This window comes from Vibrio sp. KUL78 (genome assembly GCF_059725505.1).
Genome location: NZ_AP045838.1, coordinates 151003 through 174439, shown reverse-complemented (window position 1 = coordinate 174439; position 23437 = coordinate 151003). Strand labels below are relative to the sequence as shown.

Here is a 23437-nt window from a genome sequence, read left to right as displayed (position 1 = left end):
ATGCCTGCCTTAGCAAACCGTCACAACCTTTGATTTGTGTTTAAAAACGTTAGTTGCATACGAATTTACGAAATCAAAAGTCGCTTAGTGATTTTATATAATCTTCCTACACAATAAATGGTTCCATCGTCGAACCAATACCTTTTCCAATATAGGGCGATATAGCCTCATAAGGCCCTTCCCTATTTTGGGAAAATTGCGCTGATTTTGTTCATCATCTCCCACACTACGGCTAACTAGCTCCTAATACGGTACTTAAGTTCAGAAACACGCACCTCTTAAGATACCGCATTTAACTTTAAAATAGTCGTACACCCAATCATCACATTCTTAGATAGACTGAAAGGTGGTATGCCATGAATTACAAAGCTCAACAACTTCTGAAACATCTATGCTCTCAATATGATCAGCTATCAAAAAAAGTATCAGTCTGAGCCCTTCCCCGTTTTCGCAGAGACCTTTAAAAGCGAATACGGGCACTGCTTGGTGCGTAGTATGGCCGGCAGCCAACGCTTTAGTATCGTGTCGATTAACTTTTGTCCTTCAGCAAGAAGCCAAGGCGTACTGACTAAGTTTATCGAGTATATTGAGAACCACCCCTACCACTACCGTGGTGTAGAGGTCGCGATTATTGAAAATGCAGGGTTAGCTGCTCGCCTAAAGCGTTTGGGTTGGGAGTATAAATCACTGTTCAGCAAAATATTTTTTTTCTAAGAAACCAACGCTAATCCATGACTTCAAATTCCTGTCGAACTGACTGGCTATAACAAAATCGTAGATACAGATGATAAAAAAAGAGCCGCTAATTAGCGGCTCTTCGAAAACTCAAGGCTCAGATTTACTCTTTACCAAACACGTTGTTTTCTTGCTCTTGTACACGGATGAATGTAGTACGCTTAGTTAGCTCTTTAAGCTTAGCTGCACCTACGTAAGTACAAGTAGAGCGAACGCCACCAAGGATGTCTTGGATAGTGTTGTTTACGTCACCACGGTAAGGAAGAAGAACGGTTTTACCTTCTGCTGCGCGGTAGTTTGCAACGCCACCAGAGTGCTTGTCCATTGCAGACTGAGAAGACATGCCGTAGAACTTCATAAATTTCTCGCCATCTTTTTCGATAACTTCACCGCCAGACTGCTCGTGACCTGCTAGCATACCGCCAAGCATTACGAAGTCTGCACCGCCACCGAATGCTTTAGCTACGTCACCCGCACATGCACAGCCGCCGTCACCGATGATCATGCCGCCAAGGCCGTGTGCTGCGTCAGCACATTCAATGATTGCAGAAAGCTGTGGGTAACCAACACCTGTTTTAACACGTGTAGTACATACAGAACCAGGGCCGATACCTACTTTAACGATGTCTGCACCAGCAAGGATTAGCTCCTCACACATATCGCCAGTGACAACGTTACCTGCAGAGATAGTCTTGTTAGGGAACTCAGCACGTACTTTTTGTACGTACTCAACTAGGTGCTCTGAGTAGCCGTTCGCGATGTCGATACAGATGAACTCTAGGTCTTCGCTAAGCGCTAGGATCTCTTTAGTTTTCTCGAAATCACGCTCAGACGTACCTGTTGATACGAATACTTTGTTTAGCGTCTCTTTAGATGCGCCTTTTACGAACTCTGCCCACTGCTCAACTGTGTAGTGTTTGTGCATTGCAGTCATTACGCCGTGCTGCGCAAGAGCCGTTGCCATTTCAAAACTACCCACTGAATCCATATTTGCAGCGATTACTGGTGTACCAGACCATTGACGACCACTGTGCTTGAATGTAAAATCGCGCGTTAAATTTACTTGAGAACGACTTTTTAGTGTTGAACGCTTAGGGCGAAACAGTACATCTTTAAAGCCTAACTTAAGTTCTTGTTCGATACGCATTGTAAAAATTCCTCGATTTATTAGTACATGTTCCAGTGGGCATATGTCTAAACATGATGCGTTGGCTTACCGTTGGCAGACGGTTTACCTTTCTTCGGACACAAAAAAACCGGAGCGTTGGCAGACGCTCCGGTTTTCAGCATTATAGGTCGCGAAAACTTTCTCGCAAGACTGATATTTCAATTTTTTTTGTGATACCATTCCGAAAAGCTACAAATTCGCCTCCAGCAAACTTCCAAAACTCTCTTATCTTTCGAACATATACACATATATTTCAACAACTTAAATAAAAACCCACTAACTACTCGCAACGAAAAAACGCCTAAGCAAACGTTTTTCTCCTGTTGATTTTGTCACCAAACGCATCAAATTGCGGCTTTTTGACCTAAAATTTGCGGTCAATTAGCGAGCACCTCATCAAGAAAAAACAAACTTTTTTGATCCATGCTGCACATTTCTTACGTTTCAAGGCCGTTGATACAAAGTCGAATCTCATCAAGCAAGTCAGAAGCCATTAACCCTGCCTTTCCGTATCGAGTCACATTTTTATCAGCAGCAAGGCTGTGAACTAATGTACCAATTACAGCAGCCTTGAACATTGGATAGCCCTGAGCGAGTATGGAGGCAATTACACCTGCTAGAACATCTCCCATACCACCCGTCGCCATGCCTTCATTGCCTGCATGGCAAACAACTACGGTCTTTCCATCACTAATTAATGTCCCTGCACCTTTTAGTACAACCACACCGCCATACTGTGCTTGAAGCCGTTTAATCGAATTGAAACGGTCAGCTTCGATGTCAGTTGTCGCACAATTTAAAAGGCGCGCAGCCTCTCCGGGATGAGGGGTAAGTACGTAGTTTGAGTATGCTTCCGCTTTTTCTGTAGCAGCTAACCAATAAAGTCCATCAGCATCAATAACCAATGGCTTCCCATGTAAGCGAGCTTGATTGAATACATGGGAGAACACGTTTTTGCCCCACTCATCTCGACCTAAACCAGGACCAATACATAGTGCCTTGCTCCACGCGGTGCGTCGTTCTAGTTCCTGCGAATCCGCTTCGGTGACCATAGCCTCTGGTAGCAATGAACGTATTGAATGCAAACTTTCAGCCTGGCATAAGGTTGCAACTAATCCTGCTCCTGCACGAAGCGCCGAGCATGAAGCAAGATACGCCGCGCCGCCCATGCCATTGTTACCACCGACCACCAAAACGCTTCCTTGAGTCCCTTTGTGAGCATCTCGCGGCCTTTTCTTTATAAGATTTAGCCATGAATGATTGGTGAGTAAAGCACTCGGTGCATTCTGCTGTGCGAAAACAGAATCAACCCCAAGACCGGCGAAGTACAACTGACCTGTATACTCTCGAGCTCTTGCCGTCACTAGCCCTTGTTTTGTTCCAATGAACGTAACGGTTGCGTCAGCGAGCACGGCATTACCCGCTATAGAACCCGTGTCGGTATTCAATCCAGATGGGGTGTCGACAGCAATCACAGAGGCTTTAGATTGGTTGATACGGTCAATAACATGCGAGTAAAAATCGCGGACATCGCCGCTAATACCCGTTCCCAGCAAGGCGTCTACAATGACATCGGTATTCTCTGGGACGACATTCTTAGGCGATGAAATAGAGCCACCCGCAGCTAAAAAATCATCGCGAGCCCTCGCCGCATCTCCAACTAGTGCGTTTGAAGACCCTAGCTGCCAGAGTTCGACGTCAATGTTGTGCTCTAAGGCGAGCTTACCAACCACATAGCCATCACCACCGTTGTTACCCTTACCACAGCAGACCAAGATACGAGATACATTCTCAAATTGACTTATAAGACATTCAAATACCGATTGCCCAGCGCGTAACATCAAAGTGTACATATCGATATCACAAGCCTTAGCTGCAGCCCTTTCACCTTCTCTGACTTGAAGAGAGGTATAGAGCGCTTCAGGAAGTGTGGTGAAGTGATGATTGGTATTCATAGCGCATTCCGTTGTTGTCGTCACCAATGACTAGTTGGTATTAGCATAACAAACGTACTGCGCTACGAATGTGAGAAGAATAGACGAATCAGAAAAGCGTTGGCTTACAAGGTATATTGCGGCCACAGAACGTGCAGAGCAAACCTAAGTACAACTGCGAAAATAACAAAGGCAACGCCAAGACGATAACGCTTGTACTCGCCTACGTTCATTGGTACTCGCTTGTAGAACATGGTCACAACACCCTTCCAGTCATGACTGCGGCGTCCATATTGCACAATACCCGTGAGTATAAAGAGAACGCCGACTACCAATAGTGCCTTCTCAGTCCAAAATAACCCTAGTTCCATCATACAGGTACTCGCTCCTTAAATTAGTACCTGTTCAGTGTAAGACTTAAAGACTAAAAATTCTCTTGGACTATGGTCTAATGACATCGACGTCATTAGATCTTCTGCAATGGTTTTCCACTCATCAATTTCTGACGCCAAATGAGATTGCTGCTTGGCATTAATACTGTTAACTGCAAGCGCAATGTACTTAGCCGCCAACGCGCGGTTGTGCGCGATCTTAGCGGCAAGCTCTGGAGTGTAATAGCTTTCTGAATCATTCAAAAAACGCTGGAACTCAGGCTGGTAATAGGCAAGGTCTGCACGGCGGTTGAGAAGCTGACGCATGTAGTAATTCATCTGCTTACGGTGTTCCTGCCAGTCAAATACCGTGACTTTCATACTGCTTGCCCACTCTTTGGCTAACAGCTTTTGCGTATCATTGACAGAGCCGAACCAACGCTCGAAGTTTTCCTCTATGCGCTCGTGATAAATCTCCCGAACCTCATCGTCATTCATACCTTCATATTTCTTTACGAAGTCTCGATTTTTTTCTTCGAAGTTCTCAATGAGTTCTTTTACTTGCTCATCACTCATTTGCTGAGTCAAAGCGTACAAGTCAGGAGTGATCTGTTCTACCAGGCGCTTGGTGTGTGTTTTGACCTCATCCATTTGTGCTAACACATAGTCGCTATCTACTTGCTTAGGGTCTTTATTACTAATAGCATCGAGCTGTTTGACGTACTGTGGTAGCTCATTTTCTTTATGCCATTGCCCAAGCACAAGAATCCGTTCACTAAGAATGTCCTCCTGACCATCGTTGAGCGTCACATAGTCGTCAATATATTCCACCAACAACCAATCTAGGTTGCTATAGAGAAACTTAGTCGTACAACCCGTAATGACAAACAGCAAGCCAACCGCCCATAGCCTTGATTTCTTGAACACTTTGCTCTCCATTTCAATTCTGAAAACCCGACAAACGCTTATACGCTTTCTACAACAAGATTAGATTGAAAATGCAAAAAGCGCCCATCAAAGGGCGCTTCTAGTACTTTATTTTTGAGCTAAAGGTTCTGTGGGGATTATGAGCGAAAGGCCATTGCTCCCTTACCCACACCTTCATAAGCGACAACCTGCAATGACTGCTCAACGGGCATGGAAGCCTTCACTTCATCGGCTATAAAGTTTGCAAGTAACTCAACGGTTGTATCTGTATCAAGAATCTCAGTCTCTTGCTTTGAAATCGCGAGCTCAAATTCCCCTTGCGGCGCCTGATAACGGAAACCAAAATGGGTTGAGTCATCGATTCCTTTCGCTTGTTCGCTAAGACTTAATGTAGAAATATCGACTTGGTCTTCTTTAGACCCTAAATAAATGTCTTGCCAACGCTTTGCGAACGCTGACTCTTTTTCTTCATCTCGCTGACCATCGACGATAAGCTCAATCGGTGAACGGTGTCCATGAGCGATGCGTTGGCAGTTACCATCGTGTTTTTTCAAGCCGTGAGTGTAGTGATAAAACGCGCCATTAATGTTTTCATGGCGAAGCGTAATTTCAAGACCCTCAACGTTTTCCGGCAAATTACCGTTTAGGATCTGGTAGATGTATTGCGTCACTGCCTCAATGGTAATTTCATCGGAATCGATCAAACAAAACGCTTCATCGGGACTGTGTAGATGGATACTCTTATCACCGCGCATGAAATCGAGTGTCGAATAGCCAGCCATAGTGGCAGCGTGGTGAACAGCACTGCTTTTCATTGGTACTAGTAGGCGGTGATCGACATACTCATCGATAAGACGTTTGATCTGCTTCTTAACTTTGCCAAAGTCTAGCACCATGCTCATCTCGTTGAGCTCACCGGACAAAATGACGTCCACGATCCAACTTTCTCCCACCATGCCTCGTGTTTCGCAAAGGTAAGAAGAGTCGATAACGGTAAGATCTCTGACAAATAGATTCAAACTGGGTTCCTTATTGATAGTAGTTGTCATTACGCTCGGACTGCGCATTATACCTATGTCACAAAAAGAAGCATGCTATGCGTAAAGAAAATTTCTGATTTTTAATATCTTGAGACACATCAAGTCTAGTCTATGAGCGTTTATTGGTCTCAAAACGAACAAAAGCTCCCTATGGGAGCTTTTGACTTTTCAGTTTATCACTTTAAATCTGTGGTCTTGCTGTCTCATTAGTCGACGGTGGCAAATGAGGCAATGTGATTACAGGCTGCTCTCCGGTAAGAGAATGAAGAAACGCGGTGATTTTCTTCGCCTCTTGTTTTGTTACTGGAATGCCCAATTGGATATCCGCCATCACCTCTACCGCTTCTTGTAGATCCCACACAGAACCATCATGGAAGTACGGATAGGTTAGTTCGATATTACGCAGCGTCGGCACCTTGAACACATACTTGTCAAAGTCATTACCTGTTATAGCGGCTCTACCAATATCTGTATTGTCGGTTTCAAAAGCCTTTACCAAACCCATCTTCTGATACATCTGCCCACCAGCCAATGGGCCACTGTGACAAGAGGTACAGCCCTTCTGCTTGAAGAGCGCGTAGCCTTCAACTTGCTCTGTGTTAAGTGCGCTGTCGTCGCCCTTAAGCCATTGGTCGAAAGCAGAATTGGGAGTGCGAAGCGTTTTTTCAAACGTCGCAATGGCATCGGTGACTTCGGTAATAGTAAAGTCTTCTTTTCCATATGCTTCTTTAAACCATTCTCGATATTGCGGAATAGATTTTAAAGTGCCAATAGCTAAATCATGAGAAAAAGCCATTTCAATTGGGTTTTCTATTGGTCCGGCAGCTTGTTCTTGCAAATCTTTTGCGCGTCCATTCCAAAACTGTACAAAATTCAAATCGGAATTAAGTACCGTTGGGGAGTTAATTCCACCTACTGCCCATTTATGGCCAATTGAGCTAGGTAAATTATCCACCCCACCCTTTGCCACATTGTGGCATGAATTACATGAAATAGTATTTGAAGCCGAAAGCCGAGGTTCAAACCATAGCGTCTTACCGAGCTCAACCTTTGCGCTATCTAAGCCTGTAGCAGGCTCGATAACTTTAATAGGCTCACTGCTTTCGCGAGAAGCGTAGGCACTGCAAGACACAACCACCATCATTGATATAATAATATTTTTGTTCATGCTACTTCCTTTTGTGTATTCAACAACAATTTGGCATGCAAGTTTTAATAGAAATTTATCGTTATATTGACGCCGAATTTAATATTCGACTTAATCCATCCATTTGGTGTGGAAATAATAATTAACAGAGCGTCGCAAATATAATGCAAAAACTCGATTGGATTTATAGAAAAAAGGAATGTTAAAACCTATTCAAGCCTGCAGCCCTTGAATATAAAATGACTACGTCGTTAGTAATGATTTTGTTATTACAATTCATTCACACATTCTTTACGCATTCGATTGATTCAAATCAATTTGTTAGGCATTAGCGTACGGCACTTCGCAGTATAACCAAACTCAGCTCTTTCTTGTCAATTAACACTGTAAATGCCCAGTTTTACGAGGTTTCAAGCTCCCACCTATCAACAAAATGGTCATCCGTTATTCCTCTGGTAATAATTGATATTCCAAAAGGTTTTTTACGTTGGATTACCATAGTGGCAAACCAATTGGAGTCGTGATTATGAAAAAAACTGTCTACGCCGTTGCACTTACCTGCCTCACCTCATTCTCTAGTTTTGCGAATGTGATTGTCGATATGGAAGGTGTTGACGAGAAAGACTACGTCTATGACTTACACAAATGTGAAGAGATGGCCGGTCAAGTGCAGAAGCAACAAGCTTCCGGTGGTGCGATCAGTGGTGCAGCCAAAGGCGCAGCTCTTGGTTCAGCTGGCGTGGCTATTGCTGGCGGTTCTGGGACTGAGGGTGCGAAGAAAGGCGCTGCCGTAGGGCTTGCTGCGGGTGTACTCGGTCGCGGGCGTGCGAACAGAGATAACGCAGAGCAATATAAGCAAGACCAGCAAACTGTTGTAAAAAACTGTATGACCAATCGTGGATATGTCGTATTAAACTAACTCGTTCTAGTAAAGTTACATTTCTATTCTATACAAGGCATTGAGATACCCTGAATCTTCATATACGTTTATAGTAATTTCATTCACTTAATGGATATCGACATATATGAACGATCTCAATGCCCTTCGCGTATTTCTCACTTTAATGGAGACTGGCTCTACCTCTAAAGCCGGTGTCGCTTTGGGTAGATCGCAGTCGTATATCTCCAAAGTGCTTGCCCAGCTGCGCGAAGAGCTCGATGACCCTTTATTCGTAAGAGATGCAAGCGGACTCACTCCAACAAGTTATGCGATTGGACTGGAGCCAAAGCTAAAGCATGCTATCAACCAAATTACAGACGCTCTTAAGCCCGATACATTCGCCCCTAGCGCTGTCGATAAAGTAACAATACATTTAATCGAGCCTTACTTAATTTCATGTGGCAAAGAGATAATCCAAACCATACGCCGGCACACAAAAGCCCCCATAGAAATAAGGCAATGGAGTAAAGTGTCTGAATCATTGCTTCTCACCGAGCAAATTGACATTGGCGTACATGCGCTGACAGACAGGCCGCAATCCATTTTTCAAAAATACGTGCATACCGGTACCGGTGAACTATACGGCAACAAGCAAGGCGAATTCGTAAAGTACTTAGTCGCTGACTTAAACGAAAATCTCAATCTATACAAACTTCTCAAAAGCGACGCAGAAGCTACCCTGTTTGTCGATAACCATGCCTTGATGACGCAGCTTCTCGATGACTGCTACACACTTCGTTACCACATGTCTGAAGATCCGGAAAGTGCTCCTGTACAATTAGACTTAGCAATACTAGCCAAAGCAACTCGCAAGAATGAACACAAGATCCAATGGCTAATATCAATAATCGATCCAATTCTAAAACGATATAGGCCACTTTCCTACGAACGACTATCAGCAATTTCTGACAACTAACCAACGACAAAATGTTCACCAACCATCAAAAAAGCTGCAAAGTATATGAAACTTCTTTGTTTATTTTTGAAAATGGCGAAAAGCTAACCTATTTTTATCATTGATGTATCAAATCGCATCGTTAACGATAAAAAGGACGTCATTATGAGAAAAACAGTGGTAGCAGCATCAATAATAGGTGCCATGACGGCAGCAGCACCCGTCTTGGCCGATGAAGGATTCTACTTAGGTGGTCGTTTAGGGGGCTCACAGCTCTCCGATGCCTGTAATATCTCTGGCGCAGAATGTACTGATAGTGGCTTCAGTGCAGGTTTCTTCGCTGGTTATGATTGGAATGATTATATCGCGCTCGAGTTCGCTTACGATTGGCTAGGTAGCTATAAAACTTCGTTTATCGAGGGGAGTACTGGTTATCGCCAAGACGTGAACATGAGCGCGCTAACTCTCGCACCAAAATTTGCTTATCCGTTTACCGACGACTGGTCTGTATTCGCTAAAGTCGGGGCAGCGTACACCACTTATGGTGATAGAAACGCGACCGCTCTGATGGGTGGTGTTGGTCTTGAATACGATTTTGCTACTGCTTGGTCTGGTAGACTTGAGTACCAACGTATTAATGACTTTAAAGATGGCTGGCTCAATACAGACGTTGATACATTCTGGTTAGGCGTATCTTACTCATTTGGTAATGCAGCTGCAGCTGCTGCCGCAGCGACCGCTGCTGCAGTAACTCAAGCACCGGCTGAAGAGCCACCAGTAGTAGAAGCTGTGGTTATGACCAAAACATTTGAGCAAGTGTCTGGTCAAGAGACCTTCGCATTTAATAGCACAGAGCTAGACGAAGAGAAGAAAGCTGATTTTGATCCTCTCATCGCACTAATGAAAGAGCATCCAGAAGCGACAGTGACTATTGTCGGTTACACAGATTCATCTGGTCCTGAAGAAGTAAACCAACGTATTTCTGAAGAGCGTGCCGAATCAATCGCTTCGTACCTAGAGTCTCAAGGCATTGATCGTTCAAGAATGTCTGTGAGCGGTATGGGTGAATCTAACCCGGTAGCAGACAACTCTACGTCTGAAGGCCGAGCTCAAAACCGTCGTGTAGAAATTACAGTTCCGGAGTTTGAGTACACAGTAGAAGAGATGATGGAAAAAACTCAATAGTTTCCAGTAATCATCTAAAAGCGGGTCCATTTGGACCCGCTTTTTTATTTGAATAGACTAGGCTTTGAGTGCCTGTTCTAGGTCAGCCAAAATATCATCAATATGTTCAATCCCGACAGACAGACGGATCATCTCAGGTCTCACACCGGCTTCTAACTGTTCGCTTTCACTCATCTGACGGTGAGTTGTCGATGCTGGGTGGCAAGCCAGTGATTTGGCATCCCCAATGTTTACCAAGCGTTTGAATATCTGTAGCGCATCGTAGAACCTGACACCTGCTTCGTATCCATCTTTAAGACCAAATGAGAGAATTGCAGAAGGCTTACCCTTCATATACTTACCTGCTAGCTCATAGTACTTAGAGCTTTCAAGTCCAGCGTAAGACACCCAGCTTACCTTCTCATGATTTTGCAAGAATTCAGCAACTTTAATGGCGTTTTCAGTATGACGCTCCATTCGCAGTGACAAAGTTTCTAAGCCTTGTAACAGCATGAAAGAGTTCATTGGTGATAACGCAGAGCCTGTGTTACGCAGTGGCACGGTTCGAGCACGACCAATAAACGCTGCAGGACCAAATGCTTCGGTGTAGACAACACCGTGATAAGAAGGCTCTGGCTGGTTAAAGACTGGGAAACGATCTTTGTGTTGATCCCAAGGGAATTTACCAGAATCGATAATAACGCCCCCGAGCGATGTACCATGACCGCCAACGTATTTCGTAAGCGAGTGGACTACAATGTCCGCACCAAACTCGATGGGTTTACATAGCACAGGAGTCGCGACTGTGTTGTCTACAATGACTGGCACACCTGCTTGGTGAGCGAGTGTTGAAATGCCCTCGATATCAACAATATTACCCGCAGGGTTACCAATAGACTCACAGTACACAGCTTTCGTGTTTTCATCGATTAGCTCAGCAATAGACTCAGGGCTATCATCTTTAGCAAACTTTACCTGAATGCCCTGCTTCGGCAGCATGTGCGCAAACAAGGTATATGTGCCACCGTAAAGCTGTGGTGTGGAAACAATGTTGTCGCCCGCTTCCGCCAACGTCAAAATCGCATAGTTAATCGCGGCACTACCTGCGCTTACCACTAAACCAGCAATTCCACCTTCTAGCGCCGCCATTCTCTGCTCAAGCACATCGTTGGTTGGATTCATGATTCGAGTGTAGATGTTGCCAGGTACTTCTAGATTGAAAAGGTCCGCACCGTGCTGGGCACTATCGAACTCATAAGCGACCGTTTGGTAGATAGGAGTTGCTACCGACTTGGTTGTTGGATCCGTTTCGTAACCGTGATGTATTGATAGAGTCTCGTCTTTCATCGTTATTCCTTTCACGTAGTAGTCCAAATGGTTTAGGCGCAAGCCACTTCAAGCACAAAGCAAATTTTTGCGTTAGCCCCAAAAAAGTCTACCCCAAACCGCCTACAATAACAGAGACTAGGACCACTAATGTGATGTATGGACACGAGATGAATAGCGAAAACAATCGAGCTTTAAATTCCGTTATCGGTGCGTTGGTTGCCGATGCCGCGTCAATGGGCTTTCATTGGCTTTATGACCAAGTCGCCATCAAGACCTTATCCAACGGCACTCCAGAGTTTCATGCTGCTAACGAGAAGGACTATATAGACAAAGGCTACTATGCACATCATGGCAAAAAACCTGGGGATTACTCTCAGTACGGCGCCCAACTGATCGCAATGTTGGATGCTCTAGCAGTGCATGGCAAATACGAAGAAGCTAGTTATATTCGAGCATTTCGTGATTGGTTTGATCTTGGTGGAAAATGGTGTGGCTATATAGATAAGCCCACTAAACTCACCATACTCAATATTCATGCCCTAGAAGCTCAAGAAGAACCACTTAATCAAGTGGGCGCTGATGATACGCAAAACCCTGCCCTATCAAAGCTACCCGCACTTTTGGCAATTCATCACAGCGACGAAACACTTAATGACCTTGTCGAATCCGCTGTTAGAGTCACTAACAACAATGACAATGCCGTCGATTATGCTCTAGCTTCTGCAATGATGATAATGCAAGCGATAGCAGGGAAAACGCCCGCTGAGTGCGTGAAAAGCGCTAAAGGGATTTCTAAAGTCTCAGATAAGGCGATACAAGCAGCCGAAGAGCGAATTCTGAAACCATCAAATGAAGTGGCACAGGAACTAGGGATGCACTGTGGGCTTGAAGCCTCATTAGCGGTGACCGCTCATCTTCTTCTTAATGCCACCAGCTACGAAGCATCGATTCGGGAGAACATACTGTGTGGTGGAGATAGTTGCGGCCGTGCGATTTTACTCGGTGCGGTGCTAGCTGCATGCTATCAGGGAACAGACGAAGACATTCCGCGTGACTGGGAATTGAAAGTATCGTTACCAAAATCGTTGCTAGCATGCCAAAGACTGCTGTTTATCTAGTATCTTTAGCTCTACGAAATCACTCAGGGGGTTGAGCTCCCCTGAGCTTGGTTATTTATCTAAGGTCGTGCGCAACATAGAAATTGAATGCTGGCTGAAGACTCTGATCTCGTTGGCTTCTAACAAAGCGGCTGTTACGCCAGCGCCATCAACTTTGATCCCTTGAAAGCTCCCATCATAAATCTTTGAGCTACCACAGGACGGACTCGCTTCAGCGAGAATCGCGTACTTGATATTCTGTTGCTGGCAGATTTCCAGTGCATTCCTTGCACCGACTAAAAATTGAGATGTAACGTCAATACCATCATCTCCAACAACGCTCGCTGAGCCTCCAATTACATTGACCCCTTCTCCCCCGATGATCTCTGCAGGGGCCCTTGGCGTTGTTAAACCTGACGAAACTTCAGGACAGATAGCGACTAGTTCGAAGTTGGAGTTCAACCACTTAAGATCAGGCTCAGAGATTGATAAACAACTGCCATTGTATCTTACTTTGTTTCCTAACAAGCAGGCGCTGACAAGTACCTTTTCCAACGATTTACTCCGCAACAACAAACTCAATCACGTACAACTCATCTTCTTCTGGATAAATTTCACGTATCACCTCTCGAAGCTGAGGAAGCGTCATATTTTCTTGGAGAGCATGCGTTTCGTTAATATCGTCAAACGACATTGGTGTAATCGTCAGGATATTCAGGTTGCCGAACACCCTACCATCCTCAAACGTGGCAACAGTTATAGTGCGGTTAAGCTCAAAGTCGATTTCTGACTTATCGCGGATAGTGATTGTCTTTTTACCCGACATGATATCGGCTTCAAAGCGTTCGAAAAAAGTGATTTGGTCACGCATTGTGTTCTGTCTCCTAATTGACCAAACTAACGGTGCTGCCTACTCGAGATGCATGGACATCCAAGCGAAGCGACATTTGTTCTTTCAGCTCCGACACGTGAGAAATAATCCCTATCGTGCGGCCTGATTGTTGTAGCTCGACGAGTGTTTGAACTGCAAGATCTAAAGATTCCGGGTCTAAACTACCAAAACCTTCATCGATAAATAGCGTATCGAGGCGAATGCCGCCGCTATATGACTGAACGACATCAGAGAGGCCCAATGCCAAGGACAACGCAGCCATAAACGACTCACCACCCGATAGCGTCGCTACGTCGCGCCATTTACCCGTGTAGGCATCCTCGACAATGAGATCGAGACCTGAGCCTGCGTTACCTTTCGTTCGGGCTTCTTTGCGTTTTAAATCGTAGCGACCTTTACTCATCAGTCTTAAACGCTGTGACGCCTGAATCAGCACATCATCAAGCAATACGCCGAGTACGAAGCGGTGAAGACTGATTTTGTTGCCCGTGCGACCATTCGCTACATCGCTCAGTGTCCCTACTACTTGATATTGTTTATCGAGCTCTTCATTTTGCTCACGTAGCGCATCAATACGCTTGCGCACTTGAGTAAGGTTATTGAACTGAGACTGGTGCATTTGGAACTGCTTGAGTGCAGACTGATACGTCTCCTCCATTTGCGACTTAACAAGCTTTAACTGCTCTACATCGGGCAGAGTCTGCTCGCCTATCTGAGCAGAGATAAGATTTAACTGCTCTTTGATACGAATGCCGTCGTGCTGATATTGCTCTATACGTTGGCTAAGCTCTTCAGCCTGAGCATCAACTAACTTCGCGTTCAGGAACGCGTTCTCATCAGTAAATGGACTGCTGGATAATTGCAATTGCCAATGGCTTTGAGCGTTAATTCGTTCTTTTTCGCGTTCATCGAGGTCTTTTTTGTAAGGTCTCAAGATGTGATTCGAACTTAGCTAGCATTTCGCTCGCTTGTTTCAAAGACTCTTGGGATTGTTCAAGTGCCTTAGCTTTTTGAGCAATATCTGACTCTAACACTTGCTGACGCGCCACCACGGCTTGGGCGTTATCAAAGCCCGTGTTATTACTTTGCGTTAGCGAACTTACGACACCTTGTAAGTGTTGCATCACGTTAGTAGCATCGGTAATTAATATGGCCTGTTGTTCAAATTTAGCCTGTAGCTGCACACGTTTATCTGAGGATTGCTTCAACTGACGCTCCAGGCTATCGAGGTCGATAGCTTGGAGTTTCGCTATTTGGCTCGTAAGCTCAGCAATATTTCTATTCACGGTTTCAGCAAAGCGTGGCAACTCGGTGGACTCAATACCAAGTGAGCGCAGTGTGTCCTGTTTTCTTTCCGATAACGAAGCTAGTTGACTTTCTAGCTCTGTCTGCTTTTGCTTGTATACGGTGAGCGCTTGGCTCGAGCGAGCTTCTTGGTCTCTTAACGCATTGACTTGATCAAGCGTCACAGCCTTTTCGACTGACTCCGCAACTTTAGGATGGTCCAAACTACCACACACGGGGCAAGGCGAGCCGGTTTCTAAGCTCGCAGCAAGTAAAGCTGCCTGACCTGTATGCCACTGTATTTCCGCTTCTGTCCTCGTTTGTTGCGCTTGTTTAACCTCGGTCTCCTGCGCAGAGAGCGATGACATGAGTATTGCTTTCTGTTTTAGACCTTCCTGCAGAGAGGCTTCGATACTTGAAAGGCTGAGTAGCGACTGCTGCTTCTTGGTTTCAAGATCGAGTGCAAGGGTTAGTTCATTTAACTGAGCTTTTTCTTTTTTGAGCACGAGTAAGAGAGCCATTCAGCTCCTCTTCTTGCTGAGTAATCAGCTTTAATTGATCGCTCAGAGCAGCTTGATTTGCCGTCAAGGATTGGACTTGTTGACTCGCATTAGTGAGCTCGATTTTTTTCTCATCGAGTTCTTTCAATCGACCGATTAGGGCTTTAAGCTCAAACAGCTCTTGGTGTGAAGCTTTCATCCCTTCATTTGCTTGGTGAGCGTGTTCAAAAGTCGCAGTCGCCTTCGTTTTCTCAGCTTTAGCTTCTGAAATCTTAGTAAGGCCATTCTTGATACGATCAGATAGTACCGACACCTCTTTGCCAAGTCGCACGCTGCTATCGTAGCTGCTCTGAATTGCCAAAGCAGATTTATGTGCATTGAGCTGAAGTGTCGCTTGCTGAATCTCATCCAACCTTTGGTTATGCCTAGTTTGAGCCTGCTCTAGCTCGGCCTTAGCCGTGAACTTTTGCTCGATCTGCAGAGCAGCGTCTAAGGTTTGTTGGGCGTTAGCTCTCGCGGCTTCTGCTTGTTTAAGCTCTACTTCGGACTTTTCAATAATCGGCGTCAGATCTGCTAAAACCTGAATCAGGTGCTGTTCTGACTCAATCGAGGCCACATCTAAAGCACCTTTGATCTGATTATCAAACTCTTCTTTAGCTTTGCGAATGCCCGCAGCACGTTCAAACAAAACACGCTCTATGGTGGTATAGATCTGGGTTTGAAATAGCTGACCAAAAATAGACTCGCGCTCTTTAGAGCTAGCGGTTAACAATTCTCGAAATTTGCCTTGTGGAATCACCATTACTTGACGGAACTGCTTAACATCTAGCCCAATAAGGGTTTGGACTTCTGTAGCGACCTGTTTAGGCCTACTGGCAATCAGTGTGTCGGTATCGAGGTTAATCAGCTCGGCAGAGTGAGACTTCTTGGTCATGCCCTCACCGCGCTGTTTTGGCACTTCTTGGTCTGGACTACGAGTGATTTGGTAGCGCACGTTAGCGAGTTCAAACTCAAAGGTAATCGTCGTCAATAGCTTAGCATCTGCGTAATCACAGCGCATCTGGTCACCGGTGCGCTCACTACCCGTCGTTTCGCCATACAGGGCGTAACAAATGGCATCTAGAATCGAGCTCTTTCCTGAGCCCGTCGGACCGTTGATGAGAAATAGCGGCGACTCACCCAAAGAACGAAAGTCTATCTGTTCGACACCAGAAAATGGGCCAAAGGCTTGCAGAGTCAGTTTAATCGGTTTCATTCTACTTACTGATCCTCTGTCTGTTTACGCAGTGACTGTAATACATCCGAGACCATGTCGGTTTGGTCTTCTGTCATTGCATCACCCTGAACCTCAAGGAAGAAGTCTTGGAACATATCAATCTCTGAGCGCCCTAGCCTCGCTTGCCCCATTTCGGTCTCTACGCCAATCAGCATGCCAGGCTTCTCTAAATGAAGTACGTTAGGATATACCTCACGAAGCTTCGCCATTGGGTCTAGGATCGCATGTTTGTCCGTCAGCCTGACTAACAGATAGTCATCTGCATTTGGGTCTTGCTTACCCTGCTCAATAAGGTCGAGGAGGTCACCTTCGATAATACGCATATCGTGAGGTGCAGTAAGAGGTACGGTTGATATCACAGGCTCAGTTTGACCAGGAGAAAGCTCAACCAAGGTCATACCTTTGTTGTGAAACTGCTCAGAGAAGGAATACTTCATTATCGAGCCGGAATATCGTATGTGCTCTGCTCCACGCTTTTGCGCCTGATGCAAATGACCCAGAGCGACATAATCGAACTGCTTAAAGTGCTCATAACTGACTCGATCAGCACCACCAATTGAAAGTGTACGCTCTGATTCACACGTCTGCGCTCCATCTATAAAGCAGTGGCTCAGTAGGACATTTTGCTTTGAATAATCCACCACTGCATTTAACTGTTCAGCCATATATTGGTGGGCTTCATCGTGATTACTGACCGAGACTTTGTAGTGATGGCGTACTTGCTCAGGATCGGCATAAGGCAACCCATAAAAGAACACCGTATGGCCCTGCTTGTCGGTGATTTCTATCGGGGTCGTGATTTGTTCTAATGAGCTAATGATATGCAGACCCGCTTGGCCAAACTGTCTTGAACCGAACCCGAGTCTTTTGGCCCCGTCGTGATTTCCAGAGATCATGATGACAGGGATAGCAAGCTCTTGAACCACGTGATTCAAAAACTCATCCAAAACTTCAATGGCAGACGTTGGCGGTACAGAGCGATCGTAGACATCCCCTGCAATAAGCAGTGCATCAATATCATTCGTAGCCAAGTAGTGTTTAATTTGTTCGAGGACGTGTTTCTGGTCGTCGAGTAGAGACACGTTGTGAAACTGACGACCGAGGTGCCAATCGGAAGTGTGGATAAATTTCATTCAGTTCAATTTGTTATGGTCCAACCTTAGCATGCAGTATATCACTGGACGCGTGGTGACGTCTGCAAACATGCTAGAGGTTGGTCAAACATTGAGGTGAATGAGAGCGCAAACTATGCGCCTAGTTCGATGCCTCTTTAGGCAGAACTAGTGTGAAGCAAGCACCGCCTAACTCACTGTGGCTGACTTCTACATCGCCACTGTGACGAAGCATAATATGCTTAACGATAGCAAGGCCAAGCCCATAACCACCTGAAGCGCGATCTCGTGCTTTGTCGACGCGATAGAATGGGTCAAACAAACGCTCCCAGTGCTCTGGGTCAACACCAATGCCGTCATCATGCACTTCAATCGCGACTTGATCATCATCTTCAGTGAGTTTTACAAGGATCTTGTTCTGTTTGTAACGCTTAGCATTACTAATCAGATTCACCAACGCGCGACAGACGAGGAATCTGTCCATATCGACTATGATGTCTTGCGCATCGACCTGTAACTCAAAACTCTGACCAAGTTGATTTTGCCATTTGTCTTGATGCTCAAGTAACCAAGCGGCAATATCGATACTTTCGACATCCAAAGCTGCGTCTGGTCGCTCTACTCGTGCATAGTACAAGAGCTCATCAACCAGATGTTCCATCTCTTCCGTATCTTCAATGATACTTGCGAGTTGTTTTTTCGCATCAGGGTCGGTGATTTGCTCCATCAACACCTCGCTTTGCCACTGAATTCGAAAAATCGGTGTGCGCAGCTCATGAGCAACGGCATTCGTTAGCGCCTTGTTACTCACCATGAGATTAGCGATTTTTGTCGCCATACGATTAAAGGTTCGATTAAGTCGACCTAGCCTCACCCACTGCTTTTCCGATGCTCTAGCCTCAAAGTTTCCACTCGCAAATTCGATGGCAGTCTTCTCTAAAACCCGCAATCGACGGCTTAAAAACCAGATAAGCACAAAGCTAAATGCCACGAATCCCGCAAGGAAGAATAACCACACAGAATCATTAGCAAACTCGATGGCTTTTAATAGCTCTGAGTCTGGATCATCAGACATATGGAAGTAGTTTGGATTGTTATCAAACTTGAGCCATAGATGGTCATCGTCATCGAGCAGGAAATGTACGCCTGGATTTTGATTAAAGTGCTCTGCAACTTCTTCAGGAAGTTGCTCTACAGAATGGGCATCGAGAAGTCGGTGGGTCTTTTCAGCAAAAGAAGTGAGCAGTTCAATCGCTTTTTCGTCGCTCTCATTGGTTGAGACATGATTCATGATGTCTCGGAACGCTTCAACTCTTAAGTTAGCATCCACCAGATCAACGTCAGTTTTACCGTAAATAACGTACTCATAGCCAAAAATACTCGCTGCGAACAGCAAGATAAGACCAATGAGTGACTCAAGAAACAGGCGCCACACAGTAACTAACCTTACGCTTTCCAGCCGTCAGCAACGAACAAATAGCCTTTGCCACGCACTGTAATAATGCCTTTCGGGTTGGTCGCGTCGTCAAATAACTTTTTACGGAGCGTCACAATACGGTTATCAATAGTACGGTCGATGCCATCGTAGTCGATACCGCGCAGCTGGCGTGTAAGGTAATCACGCGATAGCACGTCTCCAGCAGATTTGGCCAATAGCCACAGCAAATCAAACTCACTATCCGTAAGCGAGACTGCGCTCTCCGCGAGATGACAACTGCGGCTACTTTGGCAAATCTTTAAGCGACCGATTTGAATCGTATTCGACTCAGCGGCTAGGCCTTCGTCCGTTGGGCGACGAAGTAAGTTTCTTACTCTAGCGAGCAATACTCGTGGTTTAATAGGTTTAGAGACAAAATCATCTGCCCCGGTCTCCAATGCGGCAACGTGGTCAAAATCGTCATCGCTCGCGGTAAGCATCAAGATTTTACCGTTGTAGCTGTCACGCACTTCGCGGCAGATCGATAGACCGTCTTGGCCTGGGAGCATTAAATCGAGGATTGTTACGTCTGGTTGAAACGATTCAATCAGTTCCACTGACTCGTTTCCTTCATGAACTGTTTTTACTTCAAAACCTTGCGTTTTAAAGTAGTCACCAAGCATCGCGTTTAGCTTTTCATCATCTTCTACGATTAACAGTTTTTGATTTACCATCGTTCAATCCACTACATCTATCGAATTTGCCGCAAAGATACATAAATTTACAGAATACTACAAACCTCAGTTATTCTAGTTTTGTAGGTGTATTCTTATTGAGAATCCCGTTACAAATCACTAACAAACAAGAGATTAGCTTTATTTTACAGTCACTTAAAAACTGGCTATTAATCGTTCAATCAACGATGATGGTTAAAAAGGCTTGATTAACTGATTCTGTTGATAATGTAGAGAATTGTCAGGATACCTTGACAGTCGATTACAAAACAAAAAGCCCCTCAAAGGAGGGGCTTTTTAATGAGTTCTATGTTAATTACTCATCGTCTTCTAGTGGCACCAGTTTAGTGTTTCCACCATGGATCTTTTCACGGCGATGCTGGATAAGCGCATAGAAGCCAGGGATAAGGAACGTACCTGCCAATAGCACACACAATAGACCACCAACTAGGGAGATACCTAGTGAGTTTTGACTGATGTGACCTGCACCCGATGCAAAGATCAGTGGAATCATGCCTAGGATAAACGACCAAGAGGTCATGTTTACCGCACGGAAACGCAACATACCACCGCGCACTGCCGCATCATCAACTGGAACATCTTTCTCTTCACGTTCAATTTTGGCGAACTCCACGATAAGAATCGCGTTCTTCGCCGCCATCGCTATGAGTAGGACCAGACCTATCTGAGCGTATAAGTTCAACGGAATGCCCGCTAGGTTCAATGCTATGAACGAGCCAAGTGTCGCCACCGGTACCACAAGTATGATGGCAAGTGGGATACCCCAACTCTCATACTGAGCAACCATGAATAGGTAGATAAAGATCAGAGCAAGCGCAAACGCATAGATTGCTTGGTTACCTGCTAGGATTTCTTGATAAGCCATACCTGTCCATTCGTACTGGTAACCCATTGGCAGTACTTCTGCAGCAACGCGTTCCATTGCCGCGATCGCATCACCACTTGAGTAACCCGGTGCTGGTTGACCTTGGATTACCGCACTGCGGTACATGTTGTAACGCCACGCTACATCTGGTTCAAAGACCTGCTCGTAAGACACTAGCGTGCTTAGCGGGATCATCTCACCTTTAGATGAGCGAACGTGGAACAGCTGAAGATCGTCCATACCACTACGGTATTCAGCATCGGCTTGCATCGTCACGCGGAAGTTCTTACCAAACATGGTGAAGTCATTCACGTACAACGAACCTAAGTTACCCTGTAGCGTTTGGAATATCGACGATAATGGGATACCCAGTTGCTGTGCTTTCTCACGGTCAATGTCCACATAATAGTGCGGAACATTGGCACGGAAAGTACTAAAGGTATAAGCGATCTCTGGTTGTTGGTTCGCAGTTTGAATCACATCCTGCATTACCATCGCGAGATCCGTTCGGCTTCGACCCAGTGTATCTTCCAACACAAATTCAAAACCAGACGCCGCACCCATACCAGGAACTGCAGGAGGACCCATTGCAAACACAACCGCACCCGGAATTTGCTGAGCAGCCATACCGTTAATACGCGCTGCAATAGCGTTCGAAGAGTGATCCCCTTCAAAACCATTACGGGTATCCCAGTCTTTCAATTTGATGAACAGCGATGCACCATTCGATGCTGCCGCGCCAGTCATAAACGCATAGCCGTTCGCCACAGTGATACCATCGATACCAGGCTCTTGCTCAACCAAGTTAACCAACTTATCGGTTGTTTCGGTAGTACGAGACAAAGAGGCTGAATCTGGTAGCTGAACGTTAACCAACAAGATACCTTTATCTTCCTGCGGTACAAACGCCGTGGAAGTGTTTTTCGCAAGGAAGGTTACTGCGCCAACCGCAATAATAAAGAAGGTAACCAGCAATACTGCCTTCTTCACTAGGAAACCAGCAACTTGACCGTAACGCAATGTAATACGCTCTAGTGCGCGGTTAAACGTTTGGAACCAGCGAGCCGTATTGCCACCACCCTTCTTCAGTACCAACGAACAGAGTGCTGGCGACAGCGTTAGAGCGTTGATCGAAGAGATAACTACCGAAATACAGATAGTCAGGGCAAACTGACGATACATAATGCCGGTAATACCTGGCAACAGCGTTACCGGAATGAATACCGCAAGTAGTACCAACGTCGAGGTAATGATTGGCCCCGTCACCTCTTTCATCGCGATCAGAGTCGCTTTTCTAGGTGACATATCTGGATTGCGTTTCATGATGGTATCAACGTTCTCGATAACAAGAATCGCATCATCCACCACGATACCAATTGCTAGGATGATACCAAACAGCGTCACCGTGTTTACAGTAAAGCCGGTCATGTTCATCACAGCAAAGGTACCGATAAGCGATACTGGAATCGCAACAACTGGAATAAGTGTTGCACGCGCACTACCAAGGAACAGGTAGGTTACCGCAATAACCAGAATGATCGCTTCGATTAGAGTCTTAACTACCCCTTTGATGGACTCAGCAACAAACACGGTCGTATCGTAACTGGTCTCATAAGCCATACCCTCAGGGAAGTTCACACTCAAGCGCTCAAGAAGGTCCATCACCGCCTTGCCACTTTCTAGTGCGTTTGCATCCGATTGAAGGTTTAGCGCCACGATAGAAGCGTCTTCACCGCGGAACTGACCACTACCATCGTAGAACTTCTTACCAAGTTCCACACGAGCGACGTCTTTCAGGTAAACCGTTGAGCCATCTGGGTTTGCACGCAGAACGACGTTCTCAAATTCACCAATCGACTCTAGACGACCTTTAGTTACTAGGTTGAACTGCACTTCTTGCGGGTTAGCGTAAGGCGCTGCACCCACTCGACCTGCTGCGACCTGCACGTTTTGTTCAGCCAGCGCTGCATAAACGTCAGAGGTAGTCATCTTTAGGTTGGCAAGCTTGTCTGGGTCTAGCCAAACACGCATTGCATACTCACCACCACCGATTACGTTAACTTCACTGATGCCCTTAACGCGTGCAAGCTGGTCCTTAACGTTCAGGTTGATGTAGTTAATCAGGAACTTGTCATCATAACGACCGTCTGGCGAGTAGAAGTTCAATACCATCAGTAGGTCAGGAGAACGTTTTTTCACCGTGACACCAACCATACGAACTTCTTGAGGCAGTTTCGATTCAATCTGCGACACTCGGTTCTGTACGTTAACCTGAGCCATATCAGGGTCGGTACCGATGTCAAACGTCACATTGAGGTTATAGGAACCATCGTTTGCACTCTTTGAAGACATGTAAATCATATCTTCAACACCGTTCACCGAGGTTTCTATCGGATCGGCTATCGCCTCCTCTACTACCTCTGCACTTGCACCTGTGTAGAATGCTGTGACACTGACCGATGGCGGACTGATTTTTGGATACTCAGCAACAGGCAACACCATCAAAGAGATGGCACCTGCTAGCGTGAGTATGATTGAAATGACCAAAGCAAACTTTGGCCTTTGAATAAAGAAACGACTTAGCATCTA

The 23437-nt window shown here is 45.5% G+C and carries 18 protein-coding genes and 3 pseudogenes; 5 read left to right on the top strand and 16 right to left on the bottom strand.

The features are described 5' to 3' along the window. Positions 1–356: 356 nt before the first annotated feature. A pseudogene (locus AC6I8Y_RS17395) lies at positions 357–757 on the top strand (hypothetical protein). An 81-nt stretch (positions 758–838) separates the two neighbouring features. Here the strand turns inward: AC6I8Y_RS17395 and AC6I8Y_RS17390 are convergent. The 6 genes from AC6I8Y_RS17390 to AC6I8Y_RS17365 all read right to left on the bottom strand — a co-directional run bounded on the left by AC6I8Y_RS17390 (position 839) and on the right by AC6I8Y_RS17365 (position 7343). Then, positions 839–1882, bottom strand: a complete 1044-nt coding sequence (locus AC6I8Y_RS17390) for a GMP reductase (protein ID WP_042471368.1) — start codon at positions 1880–1882, stop codon at positions 839–841. A 458-nt stretch (positions 1883–2340) separates the two neighbouring features. After that, positions 2341–3858, bottom strand: a complete 1518-nt coding sequence (locus tag AC6I8Y_RS17385) for an NAD(P)H-hydrate dehydratase (RefSeq protein WP_498022395.1) — start codon at positions 3856–3858, stop codon at positions 2341–2343. Positions 3859–3962: 104 nt separating this feature from the next. Continuing rightward, positions 3963–4208 (bottom strand): hypothetical protein, encoded by a 246-nt coding sequence (locus AC6I8Y_RS17380; RefSeq protein WP_042471859.1) that lies wholly within the window; start codon positions 4206–4208, stop codon positions 3963–3965. An 18-nt stretch (positions 4209–4226) separates the two neighbouring features. Beyond that, positions 4227–5135 carry a DUF6279 family lipoprotein gene (locus AC6I8Y_RS17375; RefSeq protein WP_394150969.1) on the bottom strand — a complete coding sequence of 303 codons (909 nt, stop codon included), beginning with the start codon at positions 5133–5135 and terminating at the stop codon, positions 4227–4229. A 137-nt stretch (positions 5136–5272) separates the two neighbouring features. Continuing rightward, positions 5273–6154: a 6-pyruvoyl trahydropterin synthase family protein gene (locus AC6I8Y_RS17370; protein ID WP_498022394.1), complete on the bottom strand. Its 882-nt coding sequence runs from the start codon at positions 6152–6154 to the stop codon at positions 5273–5275. Between the two features lie 202 nt (positions 6155–6356). Next, on the bottom strand, positions 6357–7343 hold the full coding sequence (locus AC6I8Y_RS17365; protein ID WP_498022392.1) for a cytochrome-c peroxidase: 987 nt from the start codon (positions 7341–7343) through the stop codon (positions 6357–6359). A 505-nt stretch (positions 7344–7848) separates the two neighbouring features. Here AC6I8Y_RS17365 and AC6I8Y_RS17360 point away from each other — a divergent pair. From AC6I8Y_RS17360 to AC6I8Y_RS17350, 3 genes are all read left to right on the top strand, one after another. Further along, positions 7849–8241, top strand: a complete 393-nt coding sequence (locus AC6I8Y_RS17360) for a glycine zipper family protein (RefSeq protein ID WP_234496892.1) — start codon at positions 7849–7851, stop codon at positions 8239–8241. A gap of 106 nt (positions 8242–8347) precedes the next feature. Next, positions 8348–9178, top strand: a complete 831-nt coding sequence (locus AC6I8Y_RS17355) for a LysR family transcriptional regulator (RefSeq protein WP_394150966.1) — start codon at positions 8348–8350, stop codon at positions 9176–9178. Positions 9179–9322: 144 nt separating this feature from the next. Beyond that, the gene (locus AC6I8Y_RS17350; protein WP_498022389.1) at positions 9323–10342 is read left to right on the top strand and encodes an OmpA family protein; all 1020 of its coding nucleotides are present in this window, start codon (positions 9323–9325) and stop codon (positions 10340–10342) included. A gap of 57 nt (positions 10343–10399) precedes the next feature. Here AC6I8Y_RS17350 and AC6I8Y_RS17345 read toward each other — a convergent pair whose 3' ends face one another. Continuing rightward, positions 10400–11668 (bottom strand): O-acetylhomoserine aminocarboxypropyltransferase/cysteine synthase family protein, encoded by a 1269-nt coding sequence (locus tag AC6I8Y_RS17345; RefSeq protein ID WP_252017007.1) that lies wholly within the window; start codon positions 11666–11668, stop codon positions 10400–10402. 149 nt (positions 11669–11817) lie between these two features. Here AC6I8Y_RS17345 and AC6I8Y_RS17340 point away from each other — a divergent pair, with 149 nt between their 5' ends. Further along, complete coding sequence (locus tag AC6I8Y_RS17340) at positions 11818–12768, top strand: ADP-ribosylglycohydrolase family protein (RefSeq protein ID WP_498022387.1); 951 nt, start codon at positions 11818–11820, stop codon at positions 12766–12768. A 51-nt stretch (positions 12769–12819) separates the two neighbouring features. On the opposite strand, the gene AC6I8Y_RS17335 is transcribed toward AC6I8Y_RS17340, so the two are convergent. The 9 genes and pseudogenes from AC6I8Y_RS17335 to AC6I8Y_RS17295 all read right to left on the bottom strand — a co-directional run bounded on the left by AC6I8Y_RS17335 (position 12820) and on the right by AC6I8Y_RS17295 (position 23434). Next, positions 12820–13302 carry a 2-thiouracil desulfurase family protein gene (locus tag AC6I8Y_RS17335; protein WP_394150963.1) on the bottom strand — a complete coding sequence of 161 codons (483 nt, stop codon included), beginning with the start codon at positions 13300–13302 and terminating at the stop codon, positions 12820–12822. A gap of 4 nt (positions 13303–13306) precedes the next feature. After that, on the bottom strand, positions 13307–13618 hold the full coding sequence (gene yqfB / locus AC6I8Y_RS17330; protein WP_498022385.1) for a N(4)-acetylcytidine aminohydrolase: 312 nt from the start codon (positions 13616–13618) through the stop codon (positions 13307–13309). A 13-nt stretch (positions 13619–13631) separates the two neighbouring features. Then, positions 13632–14204: pseudogene (locus AC6I8Y_RS17325) on the bottom strand (SbcC/MukB-like Walker B domain-containing protein); the annotation flags it as partial. Positions 14205–14544: 340 nt separating this feature from the next. Beyond that, entirely contained in the window at positions 14545–15444 is a 900-nt protein-coding gene (locus AC6I8Y_RS17320; RefSeq protein ID WP_498022383.1) for a hypothetical protein, read from the bottom strand. A gap of 415 nt (positions 15445–15859) precedes the next feature. Then, positions 15860–16678: pseudogene (locus AC6I8Y_RS17315) on the bottom strand (AAA family ATPase); the annotation flags it as partial. Positions 16679–16683: 5 nt separating this feature from the next. Further along, positions 16684–17832 carry an exonuclease SbcCD subunit D gene (locus AC6I8Y_RS17310; RefSeq protein WP_498022381.1) on the bottom strand — a complete coding sequence of 383 codons (1149 nt, stop codon included), beginning with the start codon at positions 17830–17832 and terminating at the stop codon, positions 16684–16686. 121 nt (positions 17833–17953) lie between these two features. Beyond that, positions 17954–19246, bottom strand: coding sequence for an ATP-binding protein (locus tag AC6I8Y_RS17305; RefSeq protein ID WP_498022379.1), 1293 nt, complete (start codon positions 19244–19246; stop codon positions 17954–17956). 11 nt (positions 19247–19257) lie between these two features. Then, positions 19258–19962 (bottom strand): response regulator, encoded by a 705-nt coding sequence (locus AC6I8Y_RS17300; RefSeq protein ID WP_234496902.1) that lies wholly within the window; start codon positions 19960–19962, stop codon positions 19258–19260. Positions 19963–20278: 316 nt separating this feature from the next. Then, the gene (locus AC6I8Y_RS17295; RefSeq protein ID WP_234496903.1) at positions 20279–23434 is read right to left on the bottom strand and encodes an efflux RND transporter permease subunit; all 3156 of its coding nucleotides are present in this window, start codon (positions 23432–23434) and stop codon (positions 20279–20281) included. Positions 23435–23437: the final 3 nt, after the last annotated feature.